Origin of the sequence: Aeribacillus pallidus (genome assembly GCF_050478865.1) — a bacterium.
GTDB lineage: Bacteria > Bacillota > Bacilli > Bacillales > JACDOC01 > JACDOC01.
Map to the genome: position 1 here is coordinate 46537 of NZ_JBCNBW010000005.1, position 21326 is coordinate 67862.

22 protein-coding genes are annotated in these 21326 nt (G+C 40.4%); 1 reads left to right on the forward strand and 21 read right to left on the reverse strand.

The window, feature by feature from the left end; all coding sequences use genetic code 11:
• Positions 1-330 precede the first annotated feature (330 nt).
• The 10 genes from lpdA to ABES52_RS01625 all read right to left on the reverse strand — a co-directional run bounded on the left by lpdA (position 331) and on the right by ABES52_RS01625 (position 10976).
• On the reverse strand, positions 331-1797 hold the full coding sequence (gene lpdA, locus ABES52_RS01580; protein WP_429648249.1) for a dihydrolipoyl dehydrogenase: 1467 nt from the start codon (positions 1795-1797) through the stop codon (positions 331-333).
• Positions 1798-3105, reverse strand: coding sequence for a dihydrolipoamide acetyltransferase family protein (locus ABES52_RS01585; RefSeq protein ID WP_429648251.1), 1308 nt, complete (start codon positions 3103-3105; stop codon positions 1798-1800).
• Positions 3105-4100 carry an alpha-ketoacid dehydrogenase subunit beta gene (locus ABES52_RS01590; protein ID WP_429648253.1) on the reverse strand — a complete coding sequence of 332 codons (996 nt, stop codon included), beginning with the start codon at positions 4098-4100 and terminating at the stop codon, positions 3105-3107. Before ABES52_RS01590 ends, ABES52_RS01585 begins: the two co-directional genes overlap by 1 nt.
• Complete coding sequence (gene pdhA / locus ABES52_RS01595; RefSeq protein ID WP_429648255.1) at positions 4097-5167, reverse strand: pyruvate dehydrogenase (acetyl-transferring) E1 component subunit alpha; 1071 nt, start codon at positions 5165-5167, stop codon at positions 4097-4099. The genes ABES52_RS01590 and pdhA overlap by 4 nt, the downstream gene beginning before the upstream one ends.
• A 23-nt stretch (positions 5168-5190) precedes the next feature.
• A complete protein-coding gene (locus tag ABES52_RS01600; RefSeq protein WP_429648372.1) occupies positions 5191-6297 on the reverse strand; it encodes a Leu/Phe/Val dehydrogenase in 1107 nt (368 codons plus the stop codon).
• Between the two features lie 76 nt (positions 6298-6373).
• Positions 6374-6769, reverse strand: a complete 396-nt coding sequence (locus ABES52_RS01605; RefSeq protein ID WP_429648257.1) for a thioesterase family protein — start codon at positions 6767-6769, stop codon at positions 6374-6376.
• A gap of 101 nt (positions 6770-6870) precedes the next feature.
• Positions 6871-7665 carry an ABC transporter ATP-binding protein gene (locus ABES52_RS01610; RefSeq protein WP_429648374.1) on the reverse strand — a complete coding sequence of 265 codons (795 nt, stop codon included), beginning with the start codon at positions 7663-7665 and terminating at the stop codon, positions 6871-6873.
• The gene (locus tag ABES52_RS01615) at positions 7640-8659 is read right to left on the reverse strand and encodes an ABC transporter permease (protein WP_429648259.1); all 1020 of its coding nucleotides are present in this window, start codon (positions 8657-8659) and stop codon (positions 7640-7642) included. The genes ABES52_RS01610 and ABES52_RS01615 overlap by 26 nt, the downstream gene beginning before the upstream one ends.
• Positions 8660-8680: 21 nt before the next feature.
• A complete protein-coding gene (locus ABES52_RS01620) occupies positions 8681-9697 on the reverse strand; it encodes an ABC transporter substrate-binding protein (protein WP_429648261.1) in 1017 nt (338 codons plus the stop codon).
• A 301-nt stretch (positions 9698-9998) separates the two neighbouring features.
• On the reverse strand, positions 9999-10976 hold the full coding sequence (locus ABES52_RS01625) for an NAD(P)H-dependent flavin oxidoreductase (RefSeq protein ID WP_429648263.1): 978 nt from the start codon (positions 10974-10976) through the stop codon (positions 9999-10001).
• Positions 10977-11049: 73 nt separating this feature from the next.
• Between ABES52_RS01625 and ABES52_RS01630 the strand changes: the two genes are divergently transcribed.
• Positions 11050-11568 carry a gamma carbonic anhydrase family protein gene (locus tag ABES52_RS01630; RefSeq protein WP_429648265.1) on the forward strand — a complete coding sequence of 173 codons (519 nt, stop codon included), beginning with the start codon at positions 11050-11052 and terminating at the stop codon, positions 11566-11568.
• A gap of 54 nt (positions 11569-11622) precedes the next feature.
• Here ABES52_RS01630 and paaX read toward each other — a convergent pair whose 3' ends face one another.
• From paaX to paaA, 11 genes are all read right to left on the reverse strand, one after another.
• A complete protein-coding gene (gene paaX, locus ABES52_RS01635) occupies positions 11623-12498 on the reverse strand; it encodes a phenylacetic acid degradation operon negative regulatory protein PaaX (RefSeq protein ID WP_429648376.1) in 876 nt (291 codons plus the stop codon).
• 235 nt (positions 12499-12733) lie between these two features.
• A complete protein-coding gene (locus tag ABES52_RS01640; RefSeq protein WP_429648268.1) occupies positions 12734-13942 on the reverse strand; it encodes a thiolase family protein in 1209 nt (402 codons plus the stop codon).
• A gap of 41 nt (positions 13943-13983) precedes the next feature.
• Complete coding sequence (locus ABES52_RS01645; RefSeq protein WP_429648270.1) at positions 13984-14844, reverse strand: 3-hydroxyacyl-CoA dehydrogenase; 861 nt, start codon at positions 14842-14844, stop codon at positions 13984-13986.
• A 122-nt stretch (positions 14845-14966) separates the two neighbouring features.
• Positions 14967-16484, reverse strand: coding sequence for an aldehyde dehydrogenase family protein (locus ABES52_RS01650; RefSeq protein ID WP_429648272.1), 1518 nt, complete (start codon positions 16482-16484; stop codon positions 14967-14969).
• Positions 16485-16504: 20 nt separating this feature from the next.
• Entirely contained in the window at positions 16505-17278 is a 774-nt protein-coding gene (locus ABES52_RS01655) for an enoyl-CoA hydratase-related protein (protein WP_429648274.1), read from the reverse strand.
• Between the two features lie 16 nt (positions 17279-17294).
• Positions 17295-18071 (reverse strand): enoyl-CoA hydratase/isomerase family protein, encoded by a 777-nt coding sequence (locus ABES52_RS01660; protein WP_429648276.1) that lies wholly within the window; start codon positions 18069-18071, stop codon positions 17295-17297.
• Positions 18064-18375 (reverse strand): EthD family reductase, encoded by a 312-nt coding sequence (locus ABES52_RS01665; protein ID WP_429648278.1) that lies wholly within the window; start codon positions 18373-18375, stop codon positions 18064-18066. Before ABES52_RS01665 ends, ABES52_RS01660 begins: the two co-directional genes overlap by 8 nt.
• Positions 18376-18628: 253 nt before the next feature.
• A complete protein-coding gene (paaD, locus tag ABES52_RS01670; protein ID WP_429648280.1) occupies positions 18629-19117 on the reverse strand; it encodes a 1,2-phenylacetyl-CoA epoxidase subunit PaaD in 489 nt (162 codons plus the stop codon).
• A gap of 32 nt (positions 19118-19149) precedes the next feature.
• Complete coding sequence (gene paaC, locus ABES52_RS01675) at positions 19150-19971, reverse strand: 1,2-phenylacetyl-CoA epoxidase subunit PaaC (RefSeq protein WP_429648282.1); 822 nt, start codon at positions 19969-19971, stop codon at positions 19150-19152.
• On the reverse strand, positions 19968-20318 hold the full coding sequence (gene paaB, locus ABES52_RS01680; protein ID WP_429648284.1) for a 1,2-phenylacetyl-CoA epoxidase subunit PaaB: 351 nt from the start codon (positions 20316-20318) through the stop codon (positions 19968-19970). Before paaB ends, paaC begins: the two co-directional genes overlap by 4 nt.
• A 20-nt stretch (positions 20319-20338) precedes the next feature.
• The gene (gene paaA, locus ABES52_RS01685; protein ID WP_429648378.1) at positions 20339-21250 is read right to left on the reverse strand and encodes a 1,2-phenylacetyl-CoA epoxidase subunit PaaA; all 912 of its coding nucleotides are present in this window, start codon (positions 21248-21250) and stop codon (positions 20339-20341) included.
• Positions 21251-21326 lie beyond the last annotated feature (76 nt).

Below are 21326 nucleotides of genomic sequence, written 5' to 3' on the forward strand. Positions count from 1 at the left end.
AATGTTTAATATCTTGTTAAAGATGTTTCCGTGCATCTTCCCTAATTCAATCCATTTTTAATAAAGGCAATTTTATATCATTGTGATTTTTATCAAGTTATTCACATGAAGCGAAAGGCGGCGACTCCTGCGGGAACAAGAAGCCGCAAGACCCTTACTTGAGCGTAGCGAGGGAAGCGGCTTGCGGCTTGCCCGCGGAAGGTGTCCGCCACAAGCGTAATGTATAAATATCAGCATTATCGTTTAAAAGAGCCTTAATAAAAAAAGCTAATGGTATACAAATTAATCATGGAGCATTTGTATACCAAAAGCTTTTTAATCGAGAGCATTTTATAAGAAATGCATAGTTTGACTTACTGCTTCGTTTACCTTTGTTTTATGTTGTTGTTTATTAGGTGGTAGATGAATAGCTTCTCCCTTTAACGCTTCGACTGCTTCTAACAATCCTTCATTTATACTCGGATGTGGGTACAATGGAAACTTCATATCTACATCTCGGGCTACATTTTCCAGACCGATGATTCCACTTGAAATAAGCTCGATTGCTCCAGATCCCATCATATGAATGCCGACAACTAAGTCTGTTTTGGCATCTGTTAGCACTTTGATAAACCCTTCTTTTTGGCCAATAATAGAAGCAAATCCATTAGCCCTTAATGGAAATTGGCCAACATGAATGCATTCGTATTGTTCTTTTGCTTCCTTTTCAGTTAGTCCGACACTTGCAATCGGAGGAATCGAATGAACAATTGTCGGCATAAAGGTTAAATCTACTTCCGAATCCAAACCGGCGATCGTTTCTGCCGCTACTTTTCCTTGTTTTATCGCTTTGACAGCTAATGATGGACCCTCTGTTACATCCCCAATGGCAAAAATATTTTCTAGTGACGTCTGTCCTTTGTGGTTGACGTCAATAAAGCCTGTTTCGGTCAATTTGATCCCCAACTTGTCGATTCCTAATTCTTCTATATTGGATTTCGTACGACTTGATACAAATAAGTGCGATCCTTCGATCGTTGTCGTACTTCCTTCACTAGTAATCAATACTACTTGAACAGTCTTTAATGCGTGCTCGACTTTGTGTATGGTGCTTTTTTGATAGATTTTTATTTTTCTTTTTTTCAAGAGACGCTGAAGCTCTCGATTAATGGATGGGTCAAATGGGAAATCGTCTTCGAGAATTAAGGTAACTTTCGAACCGAAAGCATGATAACTCATGGCTACTTCTAAGGAAATATAATCATTACCATAAACCATTAAATGCTCAGGTACCGTATTTAACTGATAAATAGAAAAAGCATTTAGTATACGATCATGATCAATAGTAACAAAAGATGGAGAAACAAGTGAGGCTCCTGTCGCGATAATCACATGTTGGAAGCGATAAACATCAAAGGCAAAATGGGTTTCCACTCCGAGACGATCTTCCGACAAAAATGAGGCTTTTCCTTTAATGAATTCGATTTTATTTGCTTTACATAGTGTTTCCACACCTTGACGTAGTTGTTTTATTATATTTTGCTTATAGTTTTGTAATTTTTCTATATTCAATGACGTAGTTTTGAACTCGATTCCTAATTGTTCGAAATGCTGTTTTTCTCCTATTTGTTTAGCCGCATGCGCAAAAACTTTTGATGGGATACATCCTTGGTTAAGACAAATCCCCCCGAGCTCATTTTTTTCAATTAATGTGACGGACAAACCTAGCTGAGCGGCACGTATGGCCGCATGATATCCTCCTGGCCCGCCACCAATAATGATCACATCTCGTTCATGAGCTAGTTCACCAACAACCATCTAAACCATCTCCACAAGCATCAATTTTGGGTTTTCAATTAACTTCATTAAATAGTTTGTAAAATGGACTGCAGTTGCTCCATCAGCTACACGATGGTCAAAGGACATAGAAATATTCATCATTTGGCGGATCACAATTTCATCATGCTCCGTTACAACTGGTCGTTTCTTTGTTTTATGAAAGGCAACTAATGCAACTTCTGGATCATTAATAATCGGTGTGGCACCAATACTTCCCCCTAGTGGTCCGACATTACTAATGGTGAACGTGCCTCCTGAAATGTCTTGAATGGACAATTTATTTTCTAATGCTTTTTTTGTGAGTGCTTTTGCTTCATCATGGATTTGACGTAACGATTTCTTCTCAACATTTTTGATAACTGGCACAATTAACCCTTCATTTGTATCTACAGCAATTCCGATATGATGCTCTCTTTCTAATCGGATGACTTCGTTTTCCTCATCTAATTTCGCATTGAAAATCGGGAACTGTTTTAAGGCGAGGGAAAGGGCTTTAATAAAAAATGCTGTGGCAGATATGTTCATATTATTTTCTTTAAGTTCATTACGGAGCTGATTCAGTTCCGTCACATCTATTTCTTCAAAATGCGTACAATGAGCGATTCGATATAGAGATTGGGTCATTTTATTGGCAATTTGTTTTCGTCTACCACGGAACGGAATGATGGTTTGTTCGTGCGATTCATCTATAGGTCGAAAACGATTGTCCTCTACTCGTTGAACATTTGATGGCTTTTCGATGAATTGAGGCTTACTTTCCAGTGGCTTTGTTACTTTTCTGCTATGGTTTTGTGTTTGAATAAAACGATAAACATCTTCATCCATGATACGTCCAGCAGGTCCTGTTCCTTTAACAAGTAATAAGTCTACCCCATGATCCCGTGCAATTTTTCGAGTATAAGGTGCGGCAAGAATCCGCTGTGGTTTTTTATTCTGTTTTATGACATTCCTTTCAATTTGCTGATTTTGAGCTGAAATTGTTACTGGTATTTGTTTTTCAGTACGCTGTTGCTCACTATGAACGATATTCTCAGTTGGCTGTAATAAAAGTAAGGTTGTACCGACTTCTACGGTTTGACCTTCAGGTATTAGGATATCGTTAATAACCCCTGAAGAAGGGGCTGGAATTTCCGCAGTCATTTTGTCCGTTTGTATTTCGACCAGTGGTTGATCTGCTTTTACTTCATCTCCTTTTTTGACAAAATAATGCATGATCATCGCATCTGTCATTCCTTCTCCAATATCGTGAAGTTTGACTTCAACCACTTCCACTCCCCCCTCTCTCATTAAAACTTGACGGCTGTTTGAATCGCAGATAATACCCGATTGGGTGTTGGTAAATATTCGTCTTCATAGCTAAAAAACGGTACAGGAACATCATACCCTGTCACTCGTTGTACAGGTGCTTTTTGATATAAAAACGACGTATCATTAATGATCGCTAGAATGTCGTTCGCTACTCCCCCAGTCATATGCGCTTCTTGCACGATTACGGTTCTCCCAGTTTTTTGAACAGATTCACTAATAAGTTCTTTATCAAGCGGATAAAGGGTGCGTAAGTCAATCACATCTGCTTCAATCCCTTTTTGGGCAGCCATTTGAGCAGCTTTCATTGCCACTGGAACCATTGCTCCCCATGCAATAATGGTTACATCGTCTCCTTCCCGGAGCTTTTTCCCTTTACCGATCTCGATGACATATTTCCCCTCAGGAATTTCTTCACGAACCGATCGGTAACATCTCATTGGTTCTAGGAATAAGACAGGATCAGGATCTTCAATAGCTGCAATTAACAACCCTTTGGCATCATATGGAGTCGAAGGACAAACGACTTTGATTCCTGGCATGTGGGTAAATAATGCCTCGGTACTATCACTATGAATCTCCGGTGCCCGTACTCCTGCACCATAAGGAGCCCGTATGACCATCGGTACGGTAAAATGTCCCATCGTACGTGAGCGCATACGAGCAGCATGTGTCATGATTTGTTCATAGGCTGGGTAAATAAAACCTAAAAATTGAATTTCAACAACAGGTCGAAATCCGTTAAGGGCCATCCCGATGGCCGCTCCAGTAAAGCCGGCTTCACTTAACGGTGTATCCATTACCCGCTCTTCTCCAAATTCCGCTTGTAATCCATCGGTCGCCCGGAAAACGCCACCGTTTTTACCGATATCTTCTCCTAGTAAAACGACTTGTTGATTTTCCCGAAGCATCGTTTTTAACGCATCATTGACTGCTTGAACGAACGAAAGCGTCTTCGTATTTACGATAGTTGTCATACGACTCCCCCTCCTTTCCAAGCAAAGTAAGCTTTTTTCTGCTCTTCAATCGTCCATGTTGGCTCAGCAAATACATGCTTAAACATATTTTCGGGATCAGCTTTTGGGAAGGACTCCATTTCACGAACAGCATGATCAATTTCCTGTGTAACTTCTTCTTGTACCTTTTTTGCCCATACTTCGTCGAACCAACCTTCATTTTTCATTAAGCGTTCGAGCCGTAAAATCGGGTCTGACTGTTCCCGTCTCTTTTCGCTTTCTTCTTGATTTCGGTATTTCGTCGGGTCATCCGCTGTTGTGTGAGCTCCGTAACGCCATGTAACGGCTTCAATTAACGTCGGTCCTTCTCCGTTTCTTGCTCTCTCAAGCGCTTTTTTCGTTTCAAAGTACACAGCAAACACATCATTTCCATCGACACGAACACCGTATATATCATAGGCGAGCGCTTTTTGGGCGATGGTTTTCGATTTCATTTGGCGTGTGATGGGTACCGAAATCGCATATTGGTTGTTTTGGTTAAAAAATACGACTGGAGCATGAAAAACGCTCGCAAAATTTAATCCTTCATGAAAATCTCCTTCGGATGTTGCTCCATCACCGAAATACACAATTACTGCATTCGTTGTCCCTTTTCGTTTTTCTGCAAGCGCCGTCCCAGCAGCATGCGGAATTTGGGTAGCGATTGGTACACTTGGCGGCATAATTTTTTTCTCTTTCGGAGGAACACACCCTTCGTTTCGACCGTTCCAAAATAATAAAATGTTGGTTAACGAATGTCCAAATGTCATGGTCGCCCCATGATCGCGATAGGTAGGAAACATCCAATCTCCTTCCTCTAAGGCAAGGGCACTTCCTACTTGAGACGCTTCTTGTCCTTCATAAGGGGCATATGTTCCAATGCGGCCTTGGCGCTGTAAACTTATACACTTTCTGTCAAACGTCCGTGTTCGTATTAAATGACGGTAAAATGTCATGGAAAGCTCTCTCGTAACATGATGACGCCATTCATCTACTACAACATTTCCGTAATGATCGATGACTTGAATAAGTGGAAATTGCTTTTCCATTCTGTCCCCTCTTTCTATTAAACTTATAGGCGAATATCCCATTTCGGTCGCTTTTTATGAGTAAAGAAGTTATTTCTTGATTTACGTAGCTCAATACGTTGTTCACAAAACCGATTTGCTGCCTCAACAGTTGTCATTCGCTCATTTTCTGCTTCTTTATAAATGTTAAGAAGGGTTGTGTAAATTCCTTTTGTTTTTTGTAATACGCGCTCTTTATTCGGTTCATATAATTCATCTGCTACTTGAATTAATCCACCCGCATTTACGATATAATCAGGAGCATATAAAATGCCTTTATTTTGAAGCATCTTGCCGTGACGGATATCTAATAGCTGGTTATTTGCCGACCCCACAATGGCTTTTACTCGAAACAAATCAATTGTGTCATCGTTAACGACATTTCCAAATGCACACGGAACAAATACATCTGCATCCGTTTTATAAATTTCTTCCCCTTTCACTACCTTTACCGTTGCCCCCAGTTCTTTTGCTCGCAATATCACTTTTTGAATCGCTTCATCATTTAAATCACAAACATATAAATCCGCTCCTTCTTCAAGAAGACGAATGGCAACTTTAGATCCGACTTTGCCGAGTCCTTGAATCGCGTAAGTTTTTCCTGCCAGTCCATCACTTCCAAAGACCACTTGATTGGTCGCTTGAATTCCGTAAATGACACCTAATGCTGTTGGGACAGACGAATCGCCGCTTCCCCCATATTCTTCACTGACACCAACAATACAGTTTGTTTCTTTTAATGCATGAACAAAATCATCTGGTGTGGTCCCCATGTCCGTTCCTGTATAAAACCTACCGTTTAACGATTCCACAAATTGACCAAATGCCCGGAACAATTCTGGAGTTTTATCTTTTTGTGGATCACCTATAATTACTGCTTTTCCACCACCAAAATCTACGTCTGCTGCTGCGCATTTATATGTCATCCCTTTTGATAGACGGAGTACATCAAACAAGGCATCGTCTACTGTTTTATAGGGTTGCATCCGACAGCCGCCTAGTGCTGGGCCAAGAGTTGTATTATGAATCGCAATAATCGCTTTTAATCCTGTTTTTTCATCGTTACAAAAAATCACTTGTTCATGCTCACTCATTAGAGAGAAAATATCCATGGATCCGTCTTTCGAAAACGTTTTCATAGCGGTTTGCAACGATACCATCCTTTCTTGTTAAAACTAGAATCCCTATCTAAGACTTCTGAGTCAGAAGCATTTCTTTAATTTCTTGCTTTGGTAGGATGACTTGTTTTACTTCACCGATTCCTATTAAACGCTTTTTGTTTTTCGCCTCTACTTTTGTAATCACTACATTATTTTTCAATTCTGTTAAGGTAGCTGTAACTGTGACCACTTCTCCTTCTGTCGTGGGAGCAACGTGCTTCACACTCACTGCTGCTCCAATCCCTTCTTCGTTATCTTCTAAATATGGTAAAATAATTTTTCTTGAAGCCCATTCCATGTGATACACCATCGAAACGGTGGAATAGGCAGGATGGACGACATTTCCTTCAAATTGCGCAAACATCTCGGGTGTAACAATTGCCTCTACCGTCGCTGTTTGCCCCACTTCCATACCTGGTTTCATTCCATCTCCTCCTAAAATACAAAACACCAAATATAACATTGTTTTTACGTTATACTTTAATAATGTCATATAAATGAAGATTAAATTTAATAAAGTCACTATTAACTTAAAATAGCTCGATCACTTGCCATTTGTTCTCCACGAATTCGTTGAAATTCATGCAACAATTTTTCAACAGTTAGCTGTTTCTTTTCTTGTGCATTTACTTCAAAAATAATTTGTCCTTTATCCATCATAATAAGGCGATTGCCTAACTCAATGGCTTGATGCATATTGTGCGTGACCATTAACGTCGTTAAATGGTATTTCTCGACAATGTCTTTTGTTAATTGGGTAATTAATTCGGCTCTAGAAGGGTCAAGGGCTGCTGTATGTTCATCTAAAAGTAGAATCTGTGGTTCGGTAAACGTAGCCATTAAAAGTGACAATGCTTGCCGCTCACCACCAGATAATAATCCTACTTTTGCATTTAAACGATTTTCTAAACCGAGATGGAGCGTTTGGAGGACTTCTCGAAAAAATTCTCTTCTTTTTTTGGTGACACCTCGCTTAAAAGTTCGGGAATTTATTCGGGAAAATGCGATTGCCAGGTTCTCTTCAATCGTCATACTCGGTGCCGTCCCTGCCATTGGATCTTGAAAAACTCTCCCAATATATCGGGAACGCTGATATTCTGGTAGAATTGTCACGTCATTTCCATCAATAAACACACTACCTTCATCCGGAAATAATACACCCGAAATTACGTTCATAAGCGTTGATTTTCCTGCCCCATTACTGCCGATAATCGTTACAAAATCTCCTTTATTTAACGTCAGGCTAACATTGTTAAGGGCTATTTTTTCATCAGGTGTTCCTTCATTAAACACTTTAAAGATCTGATTTAACTGCAACATGGCTTTCATCCTTTCCGCCTTCAACACGCAAGCGGTTTAATCTCTTTTTTTCCTTTTGTTTCTTTTCTTTATGACTGCGAATTAGTTGCGGTAAGATCAGCGCTAAAATCACAATAGATGCAGTGATGAGCTTCACGTCACCTGTCTCAAGAAATTGCGCACGCAATGCTAAACTTACAACAATCCGGTAGATGACAGCTCCCCCAATAACGGCAAGCGTTGCTCTTGCGATCGTTTTTGTTCCAAATAACGCTTCCCCAATAATGACGGAGGCTAAACCGATAATAATCATCCCAATTCCCATGCCGACATCAGCAAAAGCGCCGTACTGGGCAATTAACGCCCCACTAAAGGCCACCATAGCATTCGACAAGCCTAATCCTAAAATAATAAACATGTTTGTATTTGCCGAAAAGCTGCGAATCATTCGTTTATTATTACCGGTAGCTCGTAGTGCTAAGCCAATTTCAGTTTGCAAAAACCAATCGGTAAACCACTTAAATAACAATGTTACAATCATCATAATCGTGAGAATACCCCATGTTTTTGGCAACGAACCTTCGATTCCAATGATGGTTAATAAATGATTTAAAGCTGGGTCTATGTTAAGTACACTCCATGAATCCCGGATGGTAGTAAAAACGGTTTCCTCATTTAAAAGAGGAATATTCGATCTTCCCATAATTCGTAGATTGATGGAGTATAGTGCGATCATCATTAAGATTCCAGATAAAAGGGCGTTGATTTTACCTGCTGTATGAAGCAAACCGGTGATTGAACCTGCTACAAAACCGACAAGAAGAGCGGCAACAGTTGCCAAAAACGGATTCACTCCACTGACAATTAATGTTGCCGCTGTTGCTGCTCCAGTTACAAAACTTCCGTCTACTGTTAAATCAGGAAAGTCTAATATTCGAAAGGAAAGATAAACTCCTAGCGCCATAATGGCATAGATGACTCCTGATTCAATGGATCCGAAAATGGCTGTAAACAAAAACACTCATCCTTTCAGTCATTATTCAATAAATTCTGCCATCGTTTCCCAATCAGATTTGATTTCCACACCTTGGTTTTGAGCTGCAGTTTTGTTGATAACTAGTTTTAATTTTTGTGGGAATTGCGGTTTAATTTCTGAAATTTTTTTCTCTCCTTTTAAAATGGAAACAGCCATTTCCCCTGCTTCATAACCGATATCATAATAGTCAAATCCATATGCTGCAAAACCGCCTCGCTTAAGTGAATCAAGCTCACCTGTAAATAACGGGATTTTATTGTCATTAGCCACGCTAACGACCGATTCAATTGCAGAAACCACTGTATTGTCAGTTACGATATAGAACACATCTGCTTTCCCTACTAACGATTCGGCAGCTTGTTTTACTTCTGCTGTAGTGGATACAGAAGCTTCAACGAATTGTAAATCGGTATTTTGGGCTGCTTCTTTCACTTTTTCAATCTGAGATACGGAGTTTTGTTCACCGGAGTTGTATATAAGACCAACCGTTGTGACATCCATTTGCTCGTGAATAAATTGAATCATTTTGCTAATCGCTTCTGGATGAGTGTCTGTTGTACCGGTAATATTTTCACCAGCTTGGTCCATCGAAGGAACTAACCCTGCACCGACTGGGTCTGTTACGGAAGTGAAGATGATTGGAATATCTTTTGTGGCATTTAAAGCACTTTGGGCACTTGGTGTAGAGTTCGCGAAGATGAGATCAACTTGGGCACTTACTAGGTTATTGGCAATTGTTTGGTTGTTATTCGGGTCTCCTTGCGCGTTTTGCACATCATATGTAACATTCTCGCCTTCCTTAAATCCCCCATCTGCTAATGCTTGCTTAAACCCTTTAAAAGCAGCATCTAGTGATGGGTGCTCAATAATTTGGGTAACACCAATAGTTACAGTTTTGCTGTCATTTCCAGCCTCGTCACTTGATTTTGCCGTTGAATCACTATTTCCACTACAACCTGAAACTGCTAACAAACTAATCAAAAACGGTACAGCAACTTTTTTCATGGATTTAAACATGAATATCCTCCTCTATTTCATTTTTATAAAATACTAGCAACAAAATGGTCTATTTTGTTGCTGATATAACAAAACAAAAAGTATTTGGAAACGTTTACAAAAAGGAGATTAAATTTAATGACATCACATTATTTTTAATAACGTAAAAATAACGTTATGTTAAATTTATATTATCAACCAAACATTCTGAAAGTCAATAATTTTCTAAAAATTCAATGAGTATAAAACTGATGAACAGAACGAATCGAATCGCCTCCTATTGTCTTCTCTTACGTACATTTAAGACGAAAGAACGACGTGTTCACGACAATTGGTCATTCCCTTGTAATGAATGAAATACATGATATAAATTCGTTGCTTTCTCCTTTGCTTCCTGCATAATGGTTTCAAGTAATTGTTTGACAGATGGCAAGTCGTTTATTAGACCAGAAATTTGTCCAGCATTGACAAATCCTTCTTCAAAATTTCCAGACAACGCCCCTAATCGATGATGATCTTCTGATGTATGTTCATTAAATTGCTCTAATGAAATCCCGCTTTTTTCGAACTCCAGTAATTTTTCTGCATATGGAGTTTTCATAATTCGTCGAACCCTTCCAACAGAGCGTCCTACAATAACCGTTTCATGTTCATTCGCATCTATGATTAGTTTTTTATATTTTTCATGAAATGGAGCTTCTATTGTAGCAATAAATCGAGTTCCCATTTGAACTCCTTGGGCGCCAAGAGCAAATGCCGCCAATAAACCATATCCATCACCGATTCCACCAGCAGCGACGACTGGAACACGAACTGCCTTAACAATTTGAGGAACTAAAGTCATTGTCGTAAGCTCAAGGTTCGAATTAATACCAGCTGCTTCATAACCTTCCGCCACTATGATATCGGCACCTGCTTCTTCAGCTTTTTTAGCATGCTTCACAGAAGCCGTTACAGTGATCACTTTGATCCCTTCTTCGTGACAAGTAGGAATATATGGTGCTGGGTTTCCTGCTGAAAACGAAACAACAGGTACTTGATGTTTTAACACAAGTGAAAAAATTTCTTTAAAATTCGGTGTGACACTGATAGGAATATTCACTGCAAAAGGTTTATTTGTCTTTTTTTTCGTTTCAATAATCAAATGTTCCACTTCATCCGGTGACATCGTCCCTGCTCCAATCGTACCTAATCCACCTGCTTCAGAAATCGCACTTGTTAGTTGTGAGTTACTTATATTTCCCATTCCTCCTTGAATAATTGGATATTGAATGTTTAATAAAGAACAAACATGATTCATTAAATCCCCACCTCGTAAAAAATGTGTTATATTATACTTATCATAAAATTAACACAATTTTAGGGGGATGGGAATGATTTATACGTATAATGGGAAAACACCAAAAATCGATGATACCGTTTTTATCGCTCCAGGAGCACATATTATTGGTGATGTGACGATCGGAAAGGAATCTACGATTTGGTTTAACGCGGTCATCCGTGGAGATGAAGCTCCGATCGTCATTGGGGATCGATGCAGCATCCAAGACAATTCAACTTGCCATTTGTATGAAGGATATCCTTTATTGATTGAAGACGAGGTAACCGTAGGACATAACGTCATTTTACATGGATGTACCATTCGGAAACGAACGATCATTGGTATGGGTTCAACCATTTTAGATGGGGCCGAAATCGGTGAAGAATGTATCATTGGGGCCAATACGCTAATACCACCAGGCAAAAAGATCCCTCCACGCTCACTCGTCGTAGGGTCTCCAGGACAAGTTGTCCGTGAAATGACGGAAAAAGATTTAGCGTTAATCCAGCTTTCAATAGATTCGTATGTCCAAAAAGGAAAAGAATATCTGCAACAGTTAGGAAAGAAATAAACGGTTCGAATTCGTTTGAAGCAAAAGAGCACTGCCTATTTTAGACAGTGCTCTCTATTCAATAATAAGTGGATGATCGAAAACGTTATAATCTTCATCCTTTTTTTCCAGCTCGTTTCCGTCCGTAAATACCTCTTCAAAAAAACGGCTTGCCGGTTTAGCTAATTCTTTGTAATATTCACTAAACAGTGATGCGGCATGGCTACCCATCCATTTGTTTGGAAGTAGTTCTTCAGGAAGTCCAGGATCAACAAATAAAAACTTTCGATATTCATGAACGAGCTTTGTCCGTTCGACAAAGCACTCAGCATCTGACATTTCGCCCCGTTGAATTTTATTTTTATCAATAATAAATTTTTGACTGTAAATGGAAATAAATTCTTCATACTTCTCGTTGATCGCCTCTAAGTCCCAGCATTTTTCCACCAGCTGAGTATTTTGATGCGGACCATCATATTGTGCAATAAAAAAATCAACATATGGTTCAATATCGTATTTTTCAATTAAATCATACACTTGCTTTTCCAAATTATTTGGTGAAATCCAACAGCTATTGGAGATTGTCCCAAAACCACTCCAAACTAATTCTTTACGCAATTCGTCACGCAAATTACGCTTTTCTTCCGGTATGGTATAGATAAGAATTCGCCATTTTCCATCCCATTTTTCAGGGTGTAATTTATAAATCCGTTTGGCTGCTTCCTCTATACGTTTTACCCCACGTTCAGTCAGGGAATAGTAACTCTTATTTCCTCTTTTTTCTGCCTGTACCCATCCTTGTTTGCTCATTCGAGAGATAGCTGCGCGCACCGCTTGGTCGTTATGTCCAAATTCTTTAAGGAGGCGTATTAAACTTCCTATCCATATTTGATTACCATAATGTCGAATGTAATCTCCATATATTGTAAAAACCATAGATCTTGTGTTCATACTCATGTTTGACACCCTTTTACCGACTAAAATAAATTTTCAGATTATTATAGTAGCAAATTTTTATAACAGATACAAGACGAACACTTGAAAAAATGTCAAATAATGTCGAATTTTTACATCACAGAAAACTATTATGATGTTATACGGTGAACAATAGAAAAGACTGACTCATATACAATCATCTCTTGAGCCAGTCCATTACTGCCTGAGATCAAATGTCCGCTTAACGTTCTTACTGGTGTTCCCAATTTTCAACGATTGTTGCAATTCCTTGTCCGACGCCAATACACATCGTTGCGAGCCCATATTGGACGTTTCGTTTTTTCATTTCATAAATTAGGGTTGTTAAAATGCGGGCACCGCTAGCTCCTAAAGGATGACCAAAGGCAATGGCTCCACCGTTTACGTTTACAATTTCTGGATTCAACTCCAGCTGCTTTATACAGGCAATGCATTGTGATGCAAAAGCTTCATTGAGTTCCACTAAACCGATTTCAGTAATCGATAAATCGGCACGTTTTAACGCTTTTTGAGTCGCATAGATCGGACCAAGGCCCATTACCGCTGGCTCTAACCCAGCGACCGCCGACGTTTTATATTTCACTAACGGTATCATCCTAAGTTCTTTTGCTTTTTCGACGCTCATGAGAAGCAAAGCGGATGCCCCGTCGTTAATACCAGACGCGTTTCCTGCTGTTACTGTACCGTTTTCAAACAATGGGGGCAGTTTAGAGAGTTTTTCCATCGTAGTATTCGGGCGAGGATGTTCGTCTTTATCAACGACGATAAGGTTTCCTTTGCGGTCGTGAAAACTAACAGCAACTAATTCTTCAGAAAAACGATTTTGTTCCAGCGCCCGTTTGGCCTTCATTTGGCTTTCATATGCAAATTGATCTTGCTCTTCCCTTGAAATACCATATCTTTTCGCCACATTTTCCGCCGTTTCCGGCATGCTATCGGTTCCATACATTTCTTTTAGCTTAGGATTAATGAAACGCCAACCGATTGTTGTATCATACATTTCCATGTTTCCACGAGGAAAATCATCGCTCGGTTTTGCCATGACATATGGTGCTCGTGTCATGCTTTCCGTTCCCCCGGCGATGACGATGTCGGCCTCATCTGACATAATCAAACGTGCGGCATAGTTCACTGCATCGAGACCAGACCCGCATAAGCGGTTAATCGTCGTGCCCGCCACTTCTACCGGTAATCCTGCTAAAAGCGCTGACATTCTGGCCACATTACGATTGTCTTCTCCGGCTTGATTGGCGTTCCCGAGAACCACTTCCTCAATTTGCTTTACAGGAACGTTTGGATTACGTTCGATTAACTTTTGTATGACAACTGCCCCTAAATCATCCGGACGAACATCTTTCAGTGCCCCTTTATATCTTCCAATCGGTGTTCGTACCGCATCAACAATCACTACTTCCCTCATCTTATTCTCCCATCCCTTTCTGTACTCAATGTCCTATTTACTTAATCGTTTTTGTTCGTATAATCGTACACACCTCTTCCGGTTTTGCGACCGAGGCGTCCGGCTTTTACATATTGCTCTAATAGTGGAGCTGGCCGATACTTTTCCCCTAATTTTTCATGTAAATATTTTAAGTTGTTCAAACGAGTATCCAGTCCAACCAGGTCTGCTAGTTCAAATGGACCCATCGGATAGTTTAAGCCAAGCTTGATCGCTTTATCGATTTCTTCCGGTGTTCCAATGCCTTCTTGTAACATATAAAACGCCTCATTTCCGACTAATGCGCTAATTCGACTTGTGACAAACCCTGGAAATTCATTTACAACGACTGTTTCTTTTCCCATTTGTTCAGCCACTTGTTGAATGACTTCCGCTGTTTCATCACTTGTCTCTAAACCACGAATAATTTCCACAAGCTTCATTTTATGAGCGGGGTTAAAAAAGTGCATCGCAATTACTTTCTCCGGACGGTTCGTAAAAGAAGCAATTTCAGTTGGACTCATCGTGGATGTATTCGTCGCAAAATAACAATCCTCTTTTGCATGTTTGTCGATTGTTTCAAAAACGTTTTTCTTAATTTCTAATTTTTCGGGTACGGCTTCAATGATTAAGTCGGCTTCTTTTGCCGCTTGTACTATATCAGTTGTATAAAGAAGTCGGCTCTCGGCTTCTGTTCGCAACGCTTCGGTCATTTTCCCTCGTGCCACGCCTTTTTCGAAGATCTTCGTAATTTCCTGTTTGGCACTTGATAACTGTTCCTCATTAATATCTACCAGTGTTGTATGAAATCCTCCAACCGTGCTGACATAGGCGATTCCCCTTCCCATGACGCCGGACCCAATCACCACGATATTTTTAATCATGTACTACTCCCCCTTGTTCACGACTGTTTTTTAACTCTTCTGTATGATTTGTCATGTTTTTAAATGATTTATAAAGAAATACGAGCACCCATCCGCAGATGAAAGTGCTCGTATGAAACTGTTTACAAGCCAAATGGATTGAGCGGACGGCTTCCATAATAAGAAATGATGCTTTTTGTCTCTGTATACAAGTCAAGCGTTTCAATGCATAGCTCTCGGCCGAACCCCGATTGCTTATAGCCACCAAATGGTGTTCCAGGGAACGCTGAGAATGGACTGTTAATCATGACGATGCCCGCTTGAATTTGTTTAGCGACACGAAGAGCCCGTCCGTGGTCTTTTGTCCAAATCGCTGAACCTAGCCCATACTGACTGTCGTTCGCTAGCTTAATCACTTCTTTTTCATCGCTAAATTTCATCACAACAACGACAGGCCCAAAAATTTCTTCTTTAACGACTTTCATGTTTTGGTTTACATCCGTAATAATGGTTGGTTCATACCAGTAACCGTTTTCAAACCCTTCGACCTTCGCTTCTTTTCCGCCTGTTACAATGGTCGCACCATCTTCAACAGCTGACTTGACATAACTGTCAATAACATCAAGCTGCTCGCGGCTAATAATGGCACCGACATGCGTGCTTTCTTCAAACGGATTACCAAGCTTTAATTTTTTTGTCTTTTCTACAAACTTTTCTAAAAATTGATCATAAATGTTCTCATGCACGTACAAACGAGAACGCGCTTCACACGACTGACCGGTATTGTAAAAAATACCAAACAATGAACCATCTACCGCTGCATCAAGGTCCGCATCTTCGAAAATAATGTTTGGAGATTTCCCGCCAAGTTCGAGGGTTACACGCTTTAACGTTGATGACGCTTTTTCCATAATATTTTTGCCAACTGGAGTGGATCCGGTAAATGCGACTTTATCAACAAGCGAATGTTCAACTAAATAATTTCCGACCTCAGAACCCGAACCAGTGACGACATTGACCACCCCTTCTGGTACACCTGCTTCATGACAAATTTCTGCAAGGACAATACACGTCAACGGAGTAAGAGAAGCAGGTTTCACGACAACGGAGCAGCCAACTGCAATCGCTGGGGCAATTTTCCACGCTGCCATCATTAATGGATAGTTCCATGGAATAATTTGGGCACATACACCGACAGGTTCCTTTTCCGTAAAGTTATGAAACGCCCCCGGCATAGGATTCACCGCCCCACGGTGACTGACAATCGCACTTGCATAAAACTCAAAATCTTCAATCGCTTGCATGACTTGTCCTTGAGCTGCCGTTAAGGACTTTCCTGTGTCTAAAATCTCTAATTCTACTAGTTCAATAAAACGGGAACGCATAATTGAGGCAATTTTGTTTAACACTCGAGCTCGTTTATTTACAGGGAAACGTCTCCATTTTCCATAATCAAAAGCAGTTCTGGCCGCTTGTACCGCCCGCTCTACATCTTCTTTTGTTCCTTTTGCCACTTTAGCGACAGGTTCTCCCGTTGCCGGATTTATCGTGACATACGTATCACCAGAGGAAGACTCCACACGCTCGCCGTTTATGATCAGATGATACATCTCTCGCTTCATTTCAAGCTTTTCCATTTTTTGATCTTTTACAGTGGCCATTAACAGACACTCCTTTTTCTTCATTTACCTAGAAATAAAGGCTTTCGCTTTTCAAAAAACGCACGAACTCCTTCTCGGTGGTCGTGTGTAAGTCCTGCAATCCGTTGTCTATACGCTTCTTTTTCCAGATACTCGTCAAACGATAAATGCCAGCTTTCTTTTAAAGCTCGTTTAATCAATCCAATTGCTTTTGTCGGCATTTGAGCAAGCTTTTCCGCAAATGAACGAACTTCTTCATTCCATGTTTCGGTTGAAATGATTTTTGTAACAAGTCCCAACTCTTTCGCTTCCTTTGCGGTTACTTTTTCACCAAACACCGCTAGCTCAAGCGCTTTGGCATGCCCAACTAAGCGCGGTAAATAATACAGATTTCCTGCATCCGGTATTAGCCCTACATGAATAAACGCTTCTATGAAGCTTGCTTTTTCTGACGCAAGGCGAAAATCACATGCAAGTGCAAGGCTCATACCGGCTCCAGCAGCCACACCATTAACAGCGGCAATCGTAGGTTTTTCGATACGATATAACTGTTTCATCATCGGCATATATCGCTTGCGAAGGACTTCACCGTGATCAAGCCCCTCATTCACACTTCCGAGGTCTTCCCCTGAACAAAAGGCTCTTCCAGCTCCCGTGATCACCAGACAACGCACTGATCCATCATGGTTTGCATCCTTAATGGCTTTCGTGATTTCTTTGTTCATTTGCTCAGTAAATGCATTTAACTTATCTGGACGGTTGAGCGTTAAGTAGGCCACACCATTTTGAACTTCAAAAAGGATTGTTTCGTACAATTGAGCTGTCCCCCCTTTACTTTCCTTGAAAGTTAGGTTTTCGTTTTTCTATAAATGCTTTCATGCCTTCCTTTTGATCCTCTGAAGAGAACAGCAAGTAGAAGTTCTTTCGTTCAAATTGCATCCCTTCATACAGAGGATAGTCAACGGCTTTATGTACAGCCTCTTTGATTAGACGAAGGGATAAAGGAGGCTGCTGAACTAGTTTTTTTGCAAATTTTATTGTTTCTTCTAATAAAAGTTCAGGGGCGACCACTCGATTGACAATGCCATATTCATACGCTTTTTTCGCTGACATTCGTTCACCTGTCCAAAGCCATTCAAGCGCTCTCGTTTTACCAATCAGTTTTGTCAATCGCTGTGTTCCACCTGCCCCTGGCATGACCCCAAGATTAACTTCTGGGAATCCGAACTCGGCAGTTTCAGATGCAAACAACACATCGCAACAAAGCGCAAGTTCAAAGCCGCCTCCTAAGGCAAATCCATGGACAGCACCAATGATTGGTTTTTTAATGAGAGACATGCGGTCCCATTCTGCAAATTGGTTCAATAACTCTAACGAAATGGAAGTGTCATTCGCCATTTCATCTATATCTGCACCAGCAGCAAATGCACGTCCACGTCCCGTTAAGACGATCACACTTACCTCATCACTTCGATCCAACGTCTCCATCGCCGTGAGAATTTCTGTCACCATTGAACGATTGAGTGCGTTTAAAACGTTTGGACGATTTAACTCAATGAGCGCAACTTTTTCTTCTACTTTTGTGTGGATATACTGAAACTCACTCATTTTCTACTTCCTCACCAATCATTAATGTCACTAAATCTCCTGCAAATGACATTAAGTCTTTTCCAGAAGCCTTTGCTTCACTTGTTTTCATCGCTTCCCTTAATGCTTCATGGCTGTCATAATACATTTCACATAGAAGGTAATAGTCACTTTCACCACCCATTGGTGTACCAACGATTTTCGTTACTTCCATTTTGCGAAGCCCTGGGATTTTCGCTGTAATTGGTGCGTGTGTGTTGAAATAATGTTCATCAAATTTCTCCTTATCTTTTGGCTGTTTGTAAAGAGCAATCATTTTTACCATGGTATCTTCTCCTTTTCTTTTTAATTGGCTCTAACCTAAAATTTCTGTGGATTACTTTTACTGTTATTTCATTCATCGATGTGCTAATGGCAATTTGTATTTCGCTTGTGGCGGACGCTTTCCGCGGGCAAGCCGCTTCCCCTCGCTACGCTCAAGTAACGGTCTTGCGGCTTCTTGTTCCCGCTGGAGTCGCCGTCTTTCGTTTCATGTGAATCACTTGCTAAAAATCAACATTGACATTTAACATAGCCTTTTAATTAAATGTAGAAACTGGTTTTAAAGCTTCAAATGGATTTTTACATTGCTTGCAATATAAAATGCTTCGACAGGCAGTTGGACCGAATAAGTTTTCCAATGTCGTATAAGTGGAACCGCAATAGGGACAGTCGACATACCATTCACCATTTGGTCCCCTTTGCTTCGGTGGAGGAGCGATTCCGAATTCCTTCAACCGCTCACGGCCCCGATCGGTAATACGGTCCGATGTCCATGGAGGATGGTATATAAATTCAACGGTGCAATGACAAATCCCGTCTATATTTATGACAGCATTTTCAACATTATTCCGAATAATATCAAGTGCTGGACAACCAATAAATGTCGGAAGGAGTTTGATTATAACTTCGTGATCATTCACAGTTACGTCTTCAACCATTCCTAAATCGACAATGCTAACCGAATCGATTTCAGGGTCTTTCACGGTGTCCAGCAATTCATAAACTTTCTGTTTAATAGAAGTCATAGACACCCTTCTTTCGCTGTAAGTTTCCAAGATTACCAGGTTGCTTGTGAATCTAAATGATATACTTCTGATAGCGTGGCAATCGCTGTATCTAAATCAGATGTATGCACACCATTTCGTCCGTTTCCACGCTTCATTCCAAAGTTAGGCGGTAAATTTAGCTTCGTTTGTTCAAAAATAGGTTGCATCTGTTGAATCCACCGGTGAGTTAATACTTCTTCACTGTCAATCAACCCAAATTCGACCATTTTGCTTCCTTGATCACCAAGAGTCAAAACCCCAGCAAAATCATCAAACACTTTTTGAATAGCCTTTTTCATTCGTTCACGTGCTTCTCCATTGGCATTCACAAGCTGGATAAACCATGTTTTCCAATGCAATAGATGATAATAAAGTTCCATTTCTACTTTGACAGCTACTTCTTGAAGGGGGACATACGAGCATTTTTTTAACGATTCCATCCGTACCTTTTTGGCTTCTGTGTAAAAGTAATTTCTTACAACCGCAAATGCCCAGTCGTAATACGGTTCTTCTAAGTAATGTCCAGGTCCATTTACTTCTTCAAGCAAAATCGCATTCCTACGCTCCGATGATTTTCGTCCGTGAGCTAACTCATCTGCAGTTCCAACACCGATTTCCTCAAGAAGCTGATAAAACATAGCCGCATGCCCCATCATATCTTGACTAATGGAGGAAAAAGCGACGTCTTCTTCGATATGTGGAGCTAATCCAAGCCATTCTGAACCTCGATAGGCAATGATAAAATCATCATCCGCCAGTTGAAAAAGTAATTCAATCAGTGTTGCTTTAAAATCTGGGTATTGATTTAACTCTTGTGCCGTATTCACTTTCATCGCTTAATCTCGCCCTTCCATGAGAGAATCTCTTTCTCATCTAGTATTTCTTGTTCGTATTGGCGCCATTTTTTCTTTAAATAGCCATATCCTTTCGTTGTACGGTAATCTTTGTTATCTAACCGTTGTAAGGCTACTTTTTCTTCCCGAGACATTTGACGAATATCCGAACGCTTCACCACCCAAATGTCGGATACTGGTTCGCGTCGCATAAAATTTTCTTGGGCCATAATTAAAGCAATGTCATGATTGGGAGCAAGTAAGCTAAATTGATGCTGAAGCGGAGCGGTATCTTTTTTTCGGCTAAATACTTCAAACACTTGATAAAAATCATCCGTACGTTTCAAAACGATCCCCTCCCTTCATATTACATCGCTACTTGTTTTTGACTTAACGCTTCCCGTACCCAAGCGTTATGTTTAAAAGATATTTCTCTTAAGCGGAGACGTTCTTTCGATTTTGGACCATTGTTTCGAATAATTTCCTTAAATTTACTCCAATCTGGCTGCTGATAAACCCATTTACCTTGTTCTTGGTCAAAATACATCGTCTCATCCGGAAGTTTTAACCCAAGCGCTAAAATTCGAGGAACATATTTCGTAAAAAAGTCTTGCCGCAATTCTTCATTGGTTTTTGTGCGAATTCGGTATTTAATCGTGATGTCTTGCTTGGATGTTCCGGTAGTTAAAGCGCTTTCAGGACCAAAAAACATAAGCAACGCCTCCCACCAACGGTTCAAAGCATCTTGGAGCATCGCTCGTTGTTTTTCCGTACCTTCAGCAAGTGCCAAAATAATTGATTCCCCATGCTGTGCATGAAATACTTCTTCTGCACATATACGTTTTAGCGCTCGCGCATACGGACCATAGGAAGCATCAAGCATATTCGTTTGGGTAATGATAGCAGCTCCATCGACGAGCCATCCAATTAATCCCGCATCTCCCCAAGTAGGTGCTGGCATATGGAACACGTTATGAAACTTCAAATCTCCTTTAAATAAATCTTGCATAAGATCCTCTCGATTTTTTCCAAGCGGTCTCATTAAATCCTCTGCCACCCGAAGTAGAAGCTGGCCATGGCCCATTTCGTCCTGAACTTTCGCCATAATACCTAACTTTCTTCGTAAAGACGGAGCTTTCGGAACCCATTCTTTTTCTGGAAGCGCTCCCATTATTTCGCTGATGGCATGCATGGAAATTAGCTTAATTAAGGCCATTCGATAATCGTCTGGCATCCAATCGTCCGCTTCAATTTTTTCTCCCGCTTGAATCCTTTCCATAAATCGCTCATACTTTTCATCATTTGATAACCGATCAAATGACACTGTCAATGTCAATTTCATCAACTCCATTTTA

Coding starts and splice junctions, on each gene's coding strand:
- lpdA (WP_429648249.1), bottom strand. CDS start 1,797: ATGGTTGTTGGTGAACTAGCTCATGAACGAGATGTGATCATTATTGGT.
- ABES52_RS01585 (WP_429648251.1), bottom strand. CDS start 3,105: ATGAGAGAGGGGGGAGTGGAAGTGGTTGAAGTCAAACTTCACGATATT.
- ABES52_RS01590 (WP_429648253.1), bottom strand. CDS start 4,100: ATGACAACTATCGTAAATACGAAGACGCTTTCGTTCGTTCAAGCAGTC.
- pdhA (WP_429648255.1), bottom strand. CDS start 5,167: ATGGAAAAGCAATTTCCACTTATTCAAGTCATCGATCATTACGGAAAT.
- ABES52_RS01600 (WP_429648372.1), bottom strand. CDS start 6,297: ATGGATATTTTCTCTCTAATGAGTGAGCATGAACAAGTGATTTTTTGT.
- ABES52_RS01605 (WP_429648257.1), bottom strand. CDS start 6,769: ATGAAACCAGGTATGGAAGTGGGGCAAACAGCGACGGTAGAGGCAATT.
- ABES52_RS01610 (WP_429648374.1), bottom strand. CDS start 7,665: ATGTTGCAGTTAAATCAGATCTTTAAAGTGTTTAATGAAGGAACACCT.
- ABES52_RS01620 (WP_429648261.1), bottom strand. CDS start 9,697: ATGTTTAAATCCATGAAAAAAGTTGCTGTACCGTTTTTGATTAGTTTG.
- ABES52_RS01625 (WP_429648263.1), bottom strand. CDS start 10,976: ATGAATCATGTTTGTTCTTTATTAAACATTCAATATCCAATTATTCAA.
- ABES52_RS01630 (WP_429648265.1), top strand. CDS start 11,050: ATGATTTATACGTATAATGGGAAAACACCAAAAATCGATGATACCGTT.
- paaX (WP_429648376.1), bottom strand. CDS start 12,498: ATGAACACAAGATCTATGGTTTTTACAATATATGGAGATTACATTCGA.
- ABES52_RS01640 (WP_429648268.1), bottom strand. CDS start 13,942: ATGAGGGAAGTAGTGATTGTTGATGCGGTACGAACACCGATTGGAAGA.
- ABES52_RS01645 (WP_429648270.1), bottom strand. CDS start 14,844: ATGATTAAAAATATCGTGGTGATTGGGTCCGGCGTCATGGGAAGGGGA.
- ABES52_RS01650 (WP_429648272.1), bottom strand. CDS start 16,484: ATGGCCACTGTAAAAGATCAAAAAATGGAAAAGCTTGAAATGAAGCGA.
- ABES52_RS01660 (WP_429648276.1), bottom strand. CDS start 18,071: ATGAGTGAGTTTCAGTATATCCACACAAAAGTAGAAGAAAAAGTTGCG.
- ABES52_RS01665 (WP_429648278.1), bottom strand. CDS start 18,375: ATGGTAAAAATGATTGCTCTTTACAAACAGCCAAAAGATAAGGAGAAA.
- paaD (WP_429648280.1), bottom strand. CDS start 19,117: ATGACTTCTATTAAACAGAAAGTTTATGAATTGCTGGACACCGTGAAA.
- paaC (WP_429648282.1), bottom strand. CDS start 19,971: ATGAAAGTGAATACGGCACAAGAGTTAAATCAATACCCAGATTTTAAA.
- paaA (WP_429648378.1), bottom strand. CDS start 21,250: ATGGAAAGGATTCAAGCGGGAGAAAAAATTGAAGCGGACGATTGGATG.